The organism is Rummeliibacillus sp. NPDC094406, from assembly GCF_044763875.1.
Classification (GTDB): Bacteria; Bacillota; Bacilli; order Bacillales_A; family Planococcaceae; genus Rummeliibacillus.
The window spans coordinates 525,693-540,595 of record NZ_JBIWGZ010000001.1 but is presented as its reverse complement, the minus strand read 5'-3'; the positions used below and the strand labels follow the sequence as shown (position 1 = coordinate 540,595).

Annotated in this window: 11 protein-coding genes and 1 pseudogene; 8 read left to right on the top strand and 4 right to left on the bottom strand. The window is 33.5% G+C overall.

All coding sequences use genetic code 11. From position 1 onward, the window contains the following. Window positions 1–143: 143 nt before the first annotated feature. Window positions 144–857 carry a helix-turn-helix transcriptional regulator gene (locus ACIQ4I_RS02605; protein WP_403092524.1) on the bottom strand — a complete coding sequence of 238 codons (714 nt, stop codon included), beginning with the start codon at window positions 855–857 and terminating at the stop codon, window positions 144–146. Between the two features lie 336 nt (window positions 858–1,193). Here ACIQ4I_RS02605 and ACIQ4I_RS02600 point away from each other — a divergent pair, with 336 nt between their 5' ends. From ACIQ4I_RS02600 to ACIQ4I_RS02580, 5 genes are all read left to right on the top strand, one after another. Further along, window positions 1,194–1,559, top strand: coding sequence for a RidA family protein (locus tag ACIQ4I_RS02600; RefSeq protein ID WP_403092522.1), 366 nt, complete (start codon window positions 1,194–1,196; stop codon window positions 1,557–1,559). A 519-nt stretch (window positions 1,560–2,078) separates the two neighbouring features. Next, window positions 2,079–3,254, top strand: coding sequence for a MalY/PatB family protein (locus ACIQ4I_RS02595; RefSeq protein ID WP_403092520.1), 1,176 nt, complete (start codon window positions 2,079–2,081; stop codon window positions 3,252–3,254). 26 nt (window positions 3,255–3,280) lie between these two features. Next, a complete protein-coding gene (nhaC, locus tag ACIQ4I_RS02590; protein WP_403092519.1) occupies window positions 3,281–4,762 on the top strand; it encodes a Na+/H+ antiporter NhaC in 1,482 nt (493 codons plus the stop codon). 1,139 nt (window positions 4,763–5,901) lie between these two features. Then, entirely contained in the window at window positions 5,902–6,867 is a 966-nt protein-coding gene (trxB, locus tag ACIQ4I_RS02585; RefSeq protein WP_403092517.1) for a thioredoxin-disulfide reductase, read from the top strand. Window positions 6,868–6,881: 14 nt separating this feature from the next. Next, on the top strand, window positions 6,882–7,223 hold the full coding sequence (locus ACIQ4I_RS02580) for a thioredoxin family protein (protein ID WP_403092515.1): 342 nt from the start codon (window positions 6,882–6,884) through the stop codon (window positions 7,221–7,223). 646 nt (window positions 7,224–7,869) lie between these two features. Here ACIQ4I_RS02580 and ACIQ4I_RS02575 read toward each other — a convergent pair. Next, window positions 7,870–8,568, bottom strand: coding sequence for a nicotinamide mononucleotide transporter (locus ACIQ4I_RS02575; RefSeq protein WP_403092513.1), 699 nt, complete (start codon window positions 8,566–8,568; stop codon window positions 7,870–7,872). A gap of 196 nt (window positions 8,569–8,764) precedes the next feature. Between ACIQ4I_RS02575 and ACIQ4I_RS02570 the strand changes: the two genes are divergently transcribed. After that, on the top strand, window positions 8,765–9,241 hold the full coding sequence (locus tag ACIQ4I_RS02570) for a DinB family protein (protein WP_403092511.1): 477 nt from the start codon (window positions 8,765–8,767) through the stop codon (window positions 9,239–9,241). 315 nt (window positions 9,242–9,556) lie between these two features. Here ACIQ4I_RS02570 and ACIQ4I_RS02565 read toward each other — a convergent pair whose 3' ends face one another. Further along, complete coding sequence (locus ACIQ4I_RS02565; RefSeq protein WP_403092509.1) at window positions 9,557–9,724, bottom strand: hypothetical protein; 168 nt, start codon at window positions 9,722–9,724, stop codon at window positions 9,557–9,559. A gap of 208 nt (window positions 9,725–9,932) precedes the next feature. Between ACIQ4I_RS02565 and ACIQ4I_RS02560 the strand changes: the two genes are divergently transcribed. Together ACIQ4I_RS02560 and ACIQ4I_RS02555 are read left to right on the top strand one after the other, a co-directional pair. Beyond that, on the top strand, window positions 9,933–10,220 hold the full coding sequence (locus ACIQ4I_RS02560) for a hypothetical protein (protein WP_403092507.1): 288 nt from the start codon (window positions 9,933–9,935) through the stop codon (window positions 10,218–10,220). 320 nt (window positions 10,221–10,540) lie between these two features. Continuing rightward, window positions 10,541–11,744 (top strand): annotated as a pseudogene (locus ACIQ4I_RS02555) (macrolide family glycosyltransferase). A 238-nt stretch (window positions 11,745–11,982) separates the two neighbouring features. Here the strand turns inward: ACIQ4I_RS02555 and ACIQ4I_RS02550 are convergent. Beyond that, window positions 11,983–14,766: a dynamin family protein gene (locus ACIQ4I_RS02550; RefSeq protein ID WP_403092505.1), complete on the bottom strand. Its 2,784-nt coding sequence runs from the start codon at window positions 14,764–14,766 to the stop codon at window positions 11,983–11,985. Window positions 14,767–14,903 lie beyond the last annotated feature (137 nt).

Here is a 14,903-nt window from a genome sequence, read left to right as displayed (position 1 = left end):
AACTTAAAGGGAATGTACGGTAGCAAGAAAACGACAGCGATTTCGCTGTCGTTTTAACATTAATTTTATTTTTAAATTACAAATTACCCATTTTTGTCCATCTTATCAATCTCTATGTCATAATCATTTACTTCTTTACTTCTTTACTTTTTATCCTTATCAATCATTTTTAAGTATCTGTATACACTAGGTTCAGATATATTCAATAACTCAGCGACTTCGGATACGGCACCTTTTAACTGAAAAATTCCTTTCTTGAATAACTGTTTTATGATCTCTATTTTTTGCTCCTGCTTTAGGGAAATGTTCGGATTTAAAAGGGATGGGTCGACGATTGAGTGTACAACCTCTTTAATAGAGTCTGAAAAATATTCGATATTTTCATGTTCATGGAGTTCTTCTATTTCTTCTTTATTTGAAAGAGCCGTTTCAACTTCTATTGGGCTAATCATGTTTAGTTGAGTTTGAACTAAATCTAGAATATCATTGGTAATCTTCTTATGTTTACTAGAATCAAAATTGATACAAAGCATTCCAATTAATTCATTGTTATCATCTTTGATAAAATAAGTAGAACCTCGAATTTCTGCACCTAATTTTGTAAATCCTTTATAGTTTGTAACATAGTCCTTATCTAGATATAGTTTGTCTTTCATCATTTTAAGTGCAAGTCCTGTTAATGGCGCATTAACTGTTCGGCCGCTAATATGATTATTAGCGATAGCTCCGACATAAGAATTGCCTTTCTCAATAATGTGTAAAATCACTTCATAGTTTTCACCAAGGACTTTACCCAAAAATTCCACCAGTTTTTTATAGTGATCAATAATTTCCTTTTTCTTAACTTTTTTATTCATATTATTACTCCTCATTAACAATAATAGATTTGTATAATTGCTCTTAAAAAATCAAAAGGAACAGGTATAAAGATCCCAATCTATTTATCTTAAAAGCTTAACAATATTTGAATAAATTTTCCAGATGGAAAATGATAGTCATTAAAATGATACCAAGGATACTTATATGAATATTAGTATAGTTTGGTGATTTTAGCTATATTTTCTCCAAATCTCTTAAGGTATATTTGTAATTTAAAAAATATTCTCAATATTATAAAATTTCATTGCAATTAGATTATCATAATAATATAATATTATTATGATAATAAAAAATTATTAAGGAGAGTGTTTTTAATGGAAAAATATCCAGAAGCAATTGGTCCTTATTCGGTATACCGTAAAGTAGGTAATTTGATTTATACGTCTGGACAGCTTCCAATTGATCCAGAAATAAACGAATTTCCCAGCGATAAAATTGAAGATCAAACAAGACAATCCCTATTAAATGTAAAAGCAATACTCAAAGAAAATGGCGCGTCGATGGATGATATAGTAAAAACAACCGTTTTTCTAAATGATATGAATGATTTCAATGCCATGAATGAAGTATATAAAGAATTTTTTAATTGTCCCTACCCTGCAAGAACAGCTGTTGCGGTAGAAAAACTGCCTAAAAACGCCTTAGTTGAAATAGAAGTTGTTGCGGTAATGGATAAATAAAAATGGAACTGGATACTAAAATTAATTCACGGCAGCCCTTTGACTGATCTACATACCGGAAACTTATTCGTGCCTATTTATCCTATAAGGAAATCATTGGAAGGAATAAGCAGTTCATAATCTATTACACATTTTAGAAAATATGAATCAATTTAGAGACAATCATTTATGTTTTTCGGATGAGGAAATCAACATGATAGATCTCTCTATCGGTTTAGGCTACGGCAAGAGTCAATTGGATGAACTGAGATTTATAGAGAAATTCGCACAATGATGTATAGTTTGTACCACGAACTTAAAAATGGAAAACTTCAGGGAAGCATTCATTCCAGTGGGATTTTTGGCTGGATGGATGAAAAGATTAAGATGTTGTATGGAGCTATTTAAAATTGTCGGTTCTTTGGACATATCTCGTGATATGTCCAAAGAACTTTTAGAAAGTTTTAAATGGATAGTGTTATTAGTCAACGCGAAATGTAAACGCATTCACAGCGATTTTTAGAAAAATGAGGGATAAGCATGATTCACAACTTTGATGAAACGATTAATCGAATTGGTTCTGATTCCGATAAATGGGACAATGAAGGGAAAGGTGGCACATTAATTCCGCTGGGCATTGCCGATACCGATTACAAGGCACCACGTGAAGTATTAGATGCTGTAAAGGAAAAGGTGGATTTTGGCGTATTTGGTTATGGATATTTTCCTCGTGATCGATTTACTGATGCTATTAAAGGTTGGTATGGTCACCATCATAAAATTGATATAAGAAAAGACGAAATTAGTTATGCGCCTGGATTAATGACAGGGGCGTTATGGATGTTTTTAGATGCCTATACCAATCCGGGAGATAAAGTAGTGATACAGCCTCCTGTTTATGCCACCTTTAAAAAGGTAATTGAGAATTTTAATAGAAAAGCAATCGACAATCGATTAATTTACCACAAAGGTGATGGTTATCAGATTGATTTTGAAGATTTAGAAGAAAAACTAAAGATGCCCGATGTGAAAATACTCCTTGTATGTAATCCTGCCAATCCAATTGGGCGGTTATGGACAATAGAGGAAATGAAGAAAATGTATGATTTATGTCGCGTGAATAACGTGATGATTATCAGTGATGAAATTCATAGCGACATGATTCACAAAGAGTTCTCTTTTCACTCCTTTTTAGAGATTTGCGAGGAAGAGGATCAACATGTTGTGGTGATGAACTCCCCAAGTAAAACCTTTAATCTAGCATCATTTTTTAGTGCTTATGTAATTATAAAAAATAAAAATATGAAGAAAGCATTCGATGATATTTATGCAAAATATCACTTTGATTATAACTATTTAGGAGTCGAGGCTTTAATCACTGCTTATAATGAATGCAATTATTATGTGGATGAATTAAATGCTTATTTACGGGGCAATATTGATTTTTCGATTGATTATATCCATAAATATTTACCAAAGTTAAAAGTTCAGTATCCTGATTGTTCCTATTTGTTATGGATTGACTGTGAAGAGCTAGGACTTAACGGTACGGATTTGGCTGAATTTTTTACAGAGGCAGGGATTAGAGTCAATGATGGGGGTTCATACGGAAAAGAAAGTGGTAACTTTGTAAGAGTCAATATTGCTTGTACAAGATCTTTACTAGAACGTGCATTGAAACAGATTAAGCTAAACTATGACAGAAATGGTTTTTAAAACTAATTAATTGTGAGGTTTTGCGTATGGGGAACAAACCTGAAAATCAAGGAAATGCAACTGTTACGTGGGATGATAAATCGTATAAATTTCCGGTGTCATTTAAATATGCAGTGATTTCTGTCTTAATCTTTTTCGGATTGCTGCTTACGGGAACACTTGCTTTTGGTGCATCCCTGGAATTAATGTTCTTGTTGTTATGGATTGTCGTGGCCTTGCTTGTCATGAAACTAGGATACAAATATAATGAAGTACAAAATATGGCTTGGGAGACGGGGAAGCAATCTTTTGAGCCGAATACGATTATTTTAATAGTTGGCGTCATGATTGCTACCTGGCTGGCTTCTGGTACAATCCCTTATATTATGTATTGGGGCTTAGAATTAATTTCGCCACAATACTTTTTAATCACGGCCTTGCTCCTAACATCAGCAACATCCCTTGCAACCGGAACCTCATGGGGGACCTTGGGTACAGTGGGTTTAGCTTTAATGACAGTTGGTAATGCACTTGGAGTTCCCCAAGCAATGACAGCAGGTGCCATTATTTGTGGTTCTTTCTTCGGAGATAAGTTGTCGCCATTGTCTGATAGTACAATTTTAGCAGCTACGGTTGCAGGCACTAATGTAATGTCACACGTAAAACATATGTTATGGTCAACTGTCCCGGCTTATATTCTAACAGCAATTATATTTATCATGTTAGGCTCAAAGTATGGAAAAAACGGATCGAATATGCAGGAGATTCAACAAATCACTGATGTAATATCAAAGCATTTCAATTTATCCTGGATTTCATTGATTCCTCTTCTGGTTGTACTAGTGATGCTCATAAAGGGTATTCCATCTATTATCTCGCTATTAATGGGAGTGTTTAGCGGCATGGCAGTCGCTGTTTTTGCTCAGGGATATAATTTAGCAACAATGTTTGATATCATGACCAATGGATTTGTGTTTAAAAGCGGCAGTACGTTAGTTGACCCCATCCTCAGCAGAGGCGGGCTCTACAGTTTAATGAGCTCATTCCTTGTTGTCCTTTTAGCTATGTGTGTAACGGGAATGCTGGAGCAATCTGGGATTCTGAGTTCTTTAGTGGAGCCATTAGTCCAACGAACCCACGGCTCTACATTTAGAATAACACTAGCTACAATGGTAATCGCATTAATCACAAATATGATTGGCTCATCGATGTTATTAACTGCAATTGTAGCGGGTTCACTTATGAAAAATGTCTTTAAAAATAATAATTTGGCACCAGAAAATCTTTCGCGTAATATCGAGGATGTTGGGACGATGGGCGCACCAGTTATCCCGTGGAATTCCAACGCAATATATTGTTCTCAGATGTTGGGGGTATCACCATATGCATATTTCCCATATGTCTTCCTAGCCTTCTTTGTCCCATTATTCGATTTAGTTTATGGTGCCACTGGATTTGCAATAAAGAAGTTAAAGCCTGAGAAGCCTGAGAAGCTTGAGGATGTTGAAACAACATCTAAAGCAATCTAAGTAAATGAGGTTTTTATATAGGCGATTCCTGATAACATTTATAGGAATCGTCTTTTCATATTTAGTAAGTTGTCTATATATTTGCCATGATTTTATCCAGCCTTTTAGAAATTAGTTTGTAAATGTATGACAATTCTATTATCCTACAAGTGCTCGAGCCTATTTGGAAAGCAAAATTCTATAACCATTGCTATGGTTTCAGACCAAATCTTAATAGGACAACAAGCGTAAGCTTGGTTTGAAACGCTCATCAATCGGGCGTGATTATATCATTGTGTAGAAGTGGAGATATAAGGATTTTTTGACAATGTAGATCACGCCAAATTAATCAAACAAATGTGGTCGCAAGGTATTCGTGACAAGGCTCTCCTCTATATTATTTCACGTCTTTTAAAGGTTGGAATTTTTGGAGAAGTCATCCTAACCAATGGACACCTAAGGTGGCATTTTATCATCCCTTTTATCTACCATTGTATTAAATGAACTAGATTGGCTGGTTGGTAATCAGTGGGGAAGTTTTAAAAACTGTGGGGGAGTCGCTCACTCAGGATAGGTTCGGGGGAGACCTGTTTATTGTCCGTTTCGGTAACCGGTAAAAAGGAAAGAGGGGTAAATCCCTCTTATTGTTTGTGTGACAGGCAGTCGTACCTCGATATATAGCCTCCTGGGCTCTTTTTGAGCCTGCGGGGTCTCCAGTAACCTCTCTTCCGCAGGAGTCGAGCGCCCTCCGCTCCATTCAACAGAGTGCAAATATCAACAACAGTCTTTAACAAAGCCAATTTCTAAAAATTCCTCCTTTTTAAGAACACTCCAAAATCCTCATTTAAGTAGCTCCCTGTAAAGAAGTTTATATAGTTTTACCTAGAAAGATGATTGAATAAATTTCTAATGATTGTTCAAGTAGTTACAACAACTATCTTCTTTCTTTCCTTTTAAACTTTCTTGGCTTTTAATCAAACGTTTTGAAATTTGAGTGGGTACATGTTTTCTTAGTCTTGAAAAAATTTTTCTCAAACGTGATAGGAAATAGGGATGATGAACCTAAAAGAGGCAGAAAAAATAGTGATTTTACAAGGAATTAAAGATTGGCACGAATGTTGCAAATATATATTCATGAATAAGAGAAAAGGAGGTAAGTGATGTATAAAGCCGTTATTCTAGGGACTGGACCTGCTGGGTTAACCGCAGCCATCTATTTAGCACGTGCAAACATAAGTCCTTTAGTTATTGAAGGGCCTGAACCAGGGGGGCAATTGACCTTGACAACAGATGTCGAGAATTTTCCTGGATTTCCAGAAGGGATTTTGGGACGAGAGTTGATGCAGAACATGCGAAAGCAAGCTGAGGTTTTTGGAGCAAAGTTTAAAAGAGGCTGGGTAAAAAAAGTCGATTTATCCGATAACCCTTTTACTTTAACGGTGGAAGGAATAGGGGAGCTTAAAACGCAATCTTTAATAATTTCAACGGGAGCTTCAGCGAAACTTTTGGAGATTCCAGGGGAAAGAGAAAATATTGGGCGTGGGGTAAGCACCTGTGCAACATGCGATGGATTTTTCTTTAGAGGAAAGAAAATTATTGTTGTCGGTGGCGGGGATTCTGCTATGGAAGAGGCAAATTTTTTAACGAAGTTTGCTTCGGAGGTTCGGGTTGTCCACCGCCGAAAGGAGCTTCGCGCTTCCCAAATTATGCAAGAACGTGCCAAAAAGAATCCAAAAATTACGTGGAGCTTAAATTCCATTCCTGAAGAAGTGATTGCAGGGGAACGACACGTTACTGGTTTGAAAGTAAAAAACAGCGAAACTGGAAAAGAGGAAGTTCTGGAAACAGATGGGATTTTCGTTACCATCGGCCATAAACCGAACACAGCGTTTTTAGACAATCAAATCAAAACGGACGATTTGGGATATATCAAGGTGAATCCTGGTACAACCGAAACTAATATTCCAGGTGTATTTGCCTGTGGGGATGTTCAAGATCATAAATACCGCCAAGCCATTACGGCAGCAGGAAGTGGTTGTATGGCTGCTCTGGATTGTGAAAAATATCTTGATGCAAGTGAATTATGTAGTGAAAACAATCTATCTATCATAGAGAACCAAATATAGGGAGGATTTTAATTATGAAAGAAATTAAAACAAAACAAGAGTTTGAAGAGGCAATTTTATCAACAAAACCAGTTATGGCCAAATTCTATGCCGAATATTGCCCAGACTGTCAGCATACCGATTTATTTATGCCCATCTTGGAAGAAGCGTATAAAGAAAAAGTAGATATGATTGCAGTAAATCGAGAAGATTTTCCAGAGGTATTAGAGAAGCTGGATGTGTACGGAATCCCGAGCTTTATTGCTTTTCAAGAAGGGAAGGAATTGGACCGCTTTGTAAGTAAACTTGGAAAAAGTCAGGAAGAGGTTGAACAGTTTCTCAATCAAATTGTAGTGGCAAGTGTAAAACAAGGATAGAAAATTCTTGCTTGGAGCCAATAAATATTGAGCAGTCACTCAATATTTATTGGCCATCTTATTAATCTCAATGATCTTATCAACTTTTTTTCATAGAACCTAAACAACTTTTAGAGTTCGAATAATAAACTGACTGTGTACATGTAGGCGTTGTCTTTTCATGTTTCTTGTAACGACGGATTTACAAAGCTGTATTGAATGAGCGCTTTTCTTAAAGTAAGAAGGAGTCTTTTTGAATTGGGCCACTTATACTTATCATTATTTTATTTTCCTCTTAATTTAACGTGATGCTTTTTTTAAGTATTCAGTTTTGGTTCTTCGTTATTCAGGTCAACACTTATTGTGCAATAGGCACATTCCTTACTTCTTTCAGAATTATTCATATAATAATCTCCTTGTATTTATTTTTATTTAATTGTAATAAGGAGACTAAAACTTTTCATTAACTTAAGTTAAGTTCTAGATAAATTTGAGATTTTTTTATGGAGGTTATTGCTAACTAGGGAAGGCGAATGCTAATTATTTTTGAAGTAATGTACTTAAATGAACAGGGGAGCTTTATAGTGTAACAATAAAAAACACTCAGAGGGATATTTTCTCTGAGCGTCGACTAAGTAATTGATAAAATTTGTAAATGAAATCGTATCTATTCTTCTTCACCATAACCATACCATAGAATAGCAGCTTTAAATGAATTCAATTGGTACATAATTGTCATGGCAAGATAAATCATTGCCGTTGGCTCATTAACTTGGAATATAATATAAACTTGAAGAATGATATTTATAAAATTCGCCAAAATCCAACCCAGCCAAGAGACAGCCTTACCCTCTACCATTAAATATTGAGAAATTACCTGCACCAAGAATACGGCAATATTTAGAACGATAACCCATAGAGGTGCGTTTTCAGGTAATATTGTACCACTATAAAAATAAAGAACAATTGCACCAACTATACTAATAATTACCGATATATATAAATTAGATCTTGTTACTTTAGTAACTTCTATTTCTTTATCTAGTGTAAAATATCCTTTTAAATAAAGAATACCGCAGTATACCCCAACAAAAACATTTCCTAGTAGGCCAAATTTATAGTTGTTGAATGTATCAAACCCAGCACCAACAACACCAAGAGCACTGGCTAGTTGACCTTTTTGATTAGCAAATAAGTTCACGATAACTAATCCTAAAATTCCACCTACACAAGATGTAACAAGTAATAGATTAACTGAGCCTTCGTAGCTATAATAAGTACTCCAAAGAACTAAAACGATCCCAACGATTAACCAGACGATATCCCAAGTTTTACTTTTTAATACTTTATAAAGAGTCGATTTCATCTTTTACCTCCATTTAGTAACATAATGCTTAAATCTTCATTCTCTAATCTGTATGAGTGATTCTTACATAATATTTATTAATTTCAAATAATTCCAATTAATATTACTATTACTCTATTAAGAAATCAATATAGTGTAACAATTATGCAAAATGGAAATTAATTGTAATAAATAATTGTATAGGGGAGTGTTCACATTGATAAAGTTTTTTGAATATAACTGGCAAGTAAGAGATGAATGGTTTGAATGGTGCAATCAACTATCAAATGAAGAGTTATTAAAAGACCGAACAGGTGGAGTAGAAAGTATTTTATATACCCTTTTTCATATTATTGATGTTGAATATAGTTGGCTCCGAGGTATTCAAGACAAAGAAGACGTAGTAGTTGAATTTGGTGATTATGATACGCCTGAGAAGGTTAAATCTCTTTCAGATAGATTTCGAAATGAAATAGTTGAATTTCTACAAAACAATTTAGATGAATTAAAAGAGAAAGTTGTATGTGTTCCTTGGGATGAAGATAAATATACTGTTGAGGAAATATTACATCATTTAATTGCTCATGAGATTCACCACATTGGTCAACTCTCTGTTTGGTCAAGAGAATTAGATCTCAACCCTGTACCTGCTAACTTTATTGGAAGAAAGTTTAAATCCATTCACTCTTATTAATCGAAAGGGTAGGTTAGGGAATAAGGGGCAAACAAATGTGATTCATCTAAAGAGAATATTGATGACAAAACCCATATAACTTAATTTGGTGAAACAGCTTCAATCGATGAACAAGCAAGCATGATTAACATATTCAAAAGACGCTTTCAATGTTTAGAAATTTGAAGCAGCCTGTAAGATAAGTCTCGAATACTATTTTTGCAATCCACTAGAACCCATTTACTTTGATTAATTACTTTGATTAACTTAGTTTTTAGCTTTTGCTAAAAGAAAAAAACTAACTCAAAATTTAGAGTCAGCTTTTTAGGATTAATATTATTTCATCATATTAATTAATTTTTCTTTTTCCTTTAAATATTCAGCTTCAGTAATATCTGCTCTTTGAAGCAAACCCGCTAATCGTTGAATCTCCTGTAACATTTCTTCAGGAGTAAATTGTTTCTTTTCAGCTGGATTTTGAGAGGATTGTTGATTTGATGACAAAGTATAACCTCATTTCATTTGTGATGTACATAAATTTCTTCCATTTTATTTTACATTGCTCATAAAAAGAATACAAATGTCTATTTGAAAGATATTAAATGTTAAAATTTCTAAAAAAGAAGTATCTTATAAGAAAAAGGCATAATTATCCTTTAAAATATCTATTTATGGTATAATGTTACTAATGTGGTTGTAGGGAGGGATATTCATGCTAACCAAAATTAGAAAAGTTAAGTTTCAACCAGAATATAAAAATCCAATTTATAAGGTAATACTCGAATGCCCAAATGAAAATAAGCTTTACATTAAATTCGATTACACGTATAAAAATAAGACTTTTATGCCGTTTGAAGTTAATTATAATAAAGAAGATAAGGGAGCAAAATTAGCTTGGTATACGCAAAAAGTTGAGAAAATGACTGTTCAAGAGTTTCTTGGACAAATTGCTCAAAAGATTAATAAACAATATAATTTCAAATTTAAAGAAAACAATTAAAAAATAACATTATAATAAGCACAATTACAACAGGTGTGCTTACTATAAACCTTCCACAAATCATTGTGGGAGGTTTTTATTATGCAGAAAATGAGGCTGGAGTTAATTACCACCTTATTAGTTCTAAACTTTTTCACTATGTAATCGCTTATTGATTAAAATGGCAGGTTAACTCAAAAAGGGAGTTATTAATAATTTGTGATTTTCAAGTAATGTACTATGATAAGAATAATTCAATTATTTGAGTCGAGCGATAGTATGGGACAGTGACTCATACTCAAAGACAATATAGAGAACATTTTACTTAAGGAGCGGTTATAATGGCACGTGTTTTATTTATTAACGGGGGATCAGAAGGACATATTTATCCAACTATTGGTGTTGTGCAAGAGCTTATTTCGCGTGGAGAAGAAGTAGTGTACTTTACATACGAAGATTTTCGAGAGCGTATTGAGAAGACAGGTGCTACAGTGCGAACATTTGATGTTCAAAAATTTATAAAAGCCTTTATCTCAGGGGGAAGAAATTCGATTCTTGAAAGAGTCAACGGTCTTTTACTTACTGCTGATATCATGATACCTAGTGTCCTGGAGCAAATCGATGGGGAAAACTTTGACTATATAATCCATGATTCCATGTTTGGTTGTGGGTATTTACTTGCACAAAAACTTAAGCTTCTGTCTATTAATTCGTGTACTACTTTTGCTCAGACAAAAGAATCATTCGATAAAACGTTAGTACAGTTTTCTGAAAAAAATCCTTCAGAAATCGTTAAATCTAAATTCGATGAATTTCAAAGACTGACGGTATTAGTGAAGGAAAAATATGGTGTGGAGATCCATTCTCCATACGAAGTTTTTTGTAATCCTGCACCACTTACAATTGTTTATACAACTAGAATATTTCAACCTTCTAGTGAGGAATTTGACCAAACATACAAATTTGTGGGTCCTTCCATCTCTTCACGTGTAACTCATGAAAACTTCGACCTTACAGCAATCAAAGGGAAAAGGACAATATATATTTCACTGGGTACAGTTGTTAATCAAGCAATTGATTTCTATAAACTTTGTTTTAAAGCATTTGGGAACATGGAACATACTGTTGTCATGTCTATCGGGACTAAAACTCAAATATCGGATTTGGGAGAGATTCCCAATAACTTCATTGTAAAAAATTATGTTCCACAAACTGAAGTGTTGAAATACACTAAATTATTTATCACACATGGTGGAATGAACAGTACCTTTGAAGGTCTCTATAACGGGGTTCCGCTAATTGTAATCCCGCAAAAGTGCAGATCAGCCGATTATTGCCGAACAAGTTGCCAATAATGGAGCCGGTATTCAATTACAAATGCAAAGCTTGACTGCAACTCAACTACGTGAAGCCTCAGATCAGGTGTTAAGCGATCCATCATTCCATAAAGCTGTTGAAAATATAATGGGATCCTTTCAAGAATTGGGAGGGTATCACCAAGCTGTTGATGAGATTTTCAATTTTAAAAGTCAATATGATATCTAAATGAATCAATTTCATAATGCAAATTCCAAAAAAATATACGAACATTTAATGATATCCAATTTTGTTCATTGTGGAGCGAAAAACGGCACCCCCTACGAAAAAACTTGAGCTGAAAGACCCACAGGAATTTAGTAATTGCAATGAAGTACATCTAGTTTCAGAGTACCGAAAAAAGTGATACAAACAAAAAATAACTCCAAAATCAACGTTTATTGTAGATTTTGGAGTTACTTTACGTTTACTCTATATTTGTTTCTAATGTTAAATCTGTATAGGAATTATCTTCACCTATATTTAAAATTACTTCACATTGACGTAATCTCAATTCAAAGAGCGTTATGGAATCAAAATAAACTTCAGGATTTGATTTCATTATTTGCAGTGTATCTTGTTTTTCTTGTATTTCTAAATGAGTATTTTCTACAGCTTGTTTCAACGCGCCAAATGGGCTTCTAAAGAATATATTAATATCTCGCTCTAGTGCGTTTTCAAATAGCTCAAATTGCAAGAAGAAGTTGTTCATAATGGAAGCAGTTACTTCGATATAATCTTCATTTTCTAAATACTGTTTGTATTTGTTATATAGCATAGCTTTATTTTTAGGAAGAACTCCAAATAATTTACCGGCACTTTTCAGTAATAATTGTGCTGGTGTAAATCGGCGTAAGATATTTACTTCTTCCATTTGAATGCTAGTTGTCATTCTATCAGTATCTCTACGCCAGTCATCAAGCACTTTAAAGTCACATTCTAACTGTATTCGATTTTCTCCAAATAAAGAATTAAGTCCTTCACTGATTTCTTCTAAGTACGATTGACTTTGTATGAACTCATTATTAGAAGTTTCGATCCAATTTTGCATAGAGCGAGTAAGATTAGGTAACACAGTTTGGTTTAGATATTCTTGAACTCTTTCATTCATCGCTGTATTTAATTCAATATCAATGTGCCCAAAATCACTTTCTTCACTAATTAAATCAGAACAACTCTGCAATAGTTTCGGAATATGTTCTGCAAGATCTTTTGTAAATTCGTTTTTCATTGTACGATATGATTCTGTAATTAAATGAATTTTTTCCTTCTCTAAATCAGTTAGGTTATTAATAAAACCATTTAGTTTAACTAACATATCTTCATTCCATTTAATAGAATCTACTAGGTTATTTTCCATTTCGATGCGTTTTTCCAAAAGATATGTAATTGTTTTTCGAATGAAAAACAATAATTTTTCAGTACGTTCTGCATCGATATTTTTATGGTTAAAGTTGAATTGAATAAACTCAGTTAAATCGTTTAGTTGTTGATTATTTGTATATAACGAAGAGTAAGGGAAAATTCTCGCATGCGGGAAATATGCATTTACTCTCGCTTGTGTATCATGTATAACTCTTTTTGCTTCTGCTTCACTGTAAATGTTATCGATTTTATTTAATAAGAAATGAATTTGTAAATTTGGTGTATGTTCCTGAATACTTAATAGTATATCTCGTTCTTTGTCAGTAAAAGGTGAATCCACATTCAATACGAATAATAATTCGTCTACAGAATTTAAATATTCGAAAGTCTCATCTCTAGTGTCGTTGTTCCTATTAAAGCTAGGTGTAACAACCAATGTAAGTCTATTTTCACCTAAAAATCTGAATGGTAATTTTAATTCAACACATGCTCTATCTCTATATGTTTGGCGGTGTTGAGACATCATGTTATGGTAATCAGAGAAATTCTCAGTTGTTGTAATTGCTGAATTTGTTATAGCGCTAATTTCTGTAAGAGCGTCATTTTTTAAGACAACTACATTTGAAATTGAGTTTTCTAATATATTTTCTCCTAGTAAAGAGTTAATAAATGAAGCTTTTCCGTTTCCTGAAGTACCAGTTACTAAAATGCGATTTGTTCTTAAATCTGCAAGCTCGCCAACTAACCATCTAAATCGATGACCCATATCTAGATCATGTTTTTCTGCCCACTGTGTAATAGAATCAAAAAGGTGTAAGCTATACTCTAATCCATCTGTGAAATTAGTAGAATATGACAAGGAGTTTTCTGCATGTTTTATATCTGCTGAATCTATTTGGGAAGGGAAAATTTCATCCCATACCAATACTGCTGAAGATGGGAAAACGGACTTAGACGGATTGGCTACTTTTAACCAATTTGTTAAAAGATTCGGCATGATATCATGTAAGTGACTCAGCATATATTCACCTTGAATTAAGTCAAAGTACGTTACTTCGTAAAGAGAAGAAATTTTGTCCCATATATCGGACGACTCTATTTCGATATGTAAGAAAAATTCATTTATTGTTTTAAGCCATAATAAATAAGTTTGTTCATTATTATAGCTGTGCCAAAGCGATGAAACAATTTGCGTAAATTGTACTTGGTCTACATTATTTAATGTAACTAATACTTCATAAAAATATTCTGGTGAAATGGCCTTAGTAAATCCTTTATCAATATATTCTTTTAGAACCTCAAACCATGGAATAGATTCTGTTCGAATTAACTCATTGACAGCAAGCTCTACTGCACTGCTAAAATCTTGCTGCTCTTCATAAAAGGAACGTGCAATTGTTGTGACGTTTGGATAATCGGGATTTAAAGAAACCGCTTCTTTAATAACAGTGAAAGCTGAATCAAGTTTATTTTGCTCGATGTAAAGAGAAAGTAATTGCAGTGCAATTTCAGTCATAAGTATTTTGTTATCAGTAGTAATGGAGGTATAAACTTTTTCAGCAACTGATAGTTGGTTAAGTTCTAAGTTGGCATCCGCAATATTTTTTTGTGCCCATGGTGCTAATTCATTACTGACTTTCTCCCATTTAAAAATAGCTGATTCAAAATCTTGATGGTGATAATAAAATTCACCTTGTGCAAAACGAATATTAGATCCATCGGAATTCTCATTTTTTTGTTCGTTTAAATAAGCTTCTCCAAGTACTTGAAGAGGTGGGTGTGTTTCATTCTCCATTAGGAATGTTTCATAATATTTCTTTATTATTAATTGTTTTTCTAAACTCATATTTTTCCTCACTATATCTTGAAGATTATATTCTTCTCCATGTGTCAACACTTTTTTGTATTTACGCTTATTATTTTAACAAAGTATTTCATTTGGGAAATTTCATTTTTGTTTCATTTTTCATGTAAGATTGAAGT

Bases quoted from the DNA above. Each gene is read 5' to 3' on its own strand.
- ACIQ4I_RS02605 (WP_403092524.1), bottom strand. From the start codon at position 857: ATGAATAAAAAAGTTAAGAAAAAGGAAATTATTGATCACTATAAAAAA.
- ACIQ4I_RS02600 (WP_403092522.1), top strand. From the start codon at position 1,194: ATGGAAAAATATCCAGAAGCAATTGGTCCTTATTCGGTATACCGTAAA.
- ACIQ4I_RS02595 (WP_403092520.1), top strand. From the start codon at position 2,079: ATGATTCACAACTTTGATGAAACGATTAATCGAATTGGTTCTGATTCC.
- nhaC (WP_403092519.1), top strand. From the start codon at position 3,281: ATGGGGAACAAACCTGAAAATCAAGGAAATGCAACTGTTACGTGGGAT.
- trxB (WP_403092517.1), top strand. From the start codon at position 5,902: ATGTATAAAGCCGTTATTCTAGGGACTGGACCTGCTGGGTTAACCGCA.
- ACIQ4I_RS02580 (WP_403092515.1), top strand. From the start codon at position 6,882: ATGAAAGAAATTAAAACAAAACAAGAGTTTGAAGAGGCAATTTTATCA.
- ACIQ4I_RS02575 (WP_403092513.1), bottom strand. From the start codon at position 8,568: ATGAAATCGACTCTTTATAAAGTATTAAAAAGTAAAACTTGGGATATC.
- ACIQ4I_RS02560 (WP_403092507.1), top strand. From the start codon at position 9,933: ATGCTAACCAAAATTAGAAAAGTTAAGTTTCAACCAGAATATAAAAAT.
- ACIQ4I_RS02550 (WP_403092505.1), bottom strand. From the start codon at position 14,766: ATGAGTTTAGAAAAACAATTAATAATAAAGAAATATTATGAAACATTC.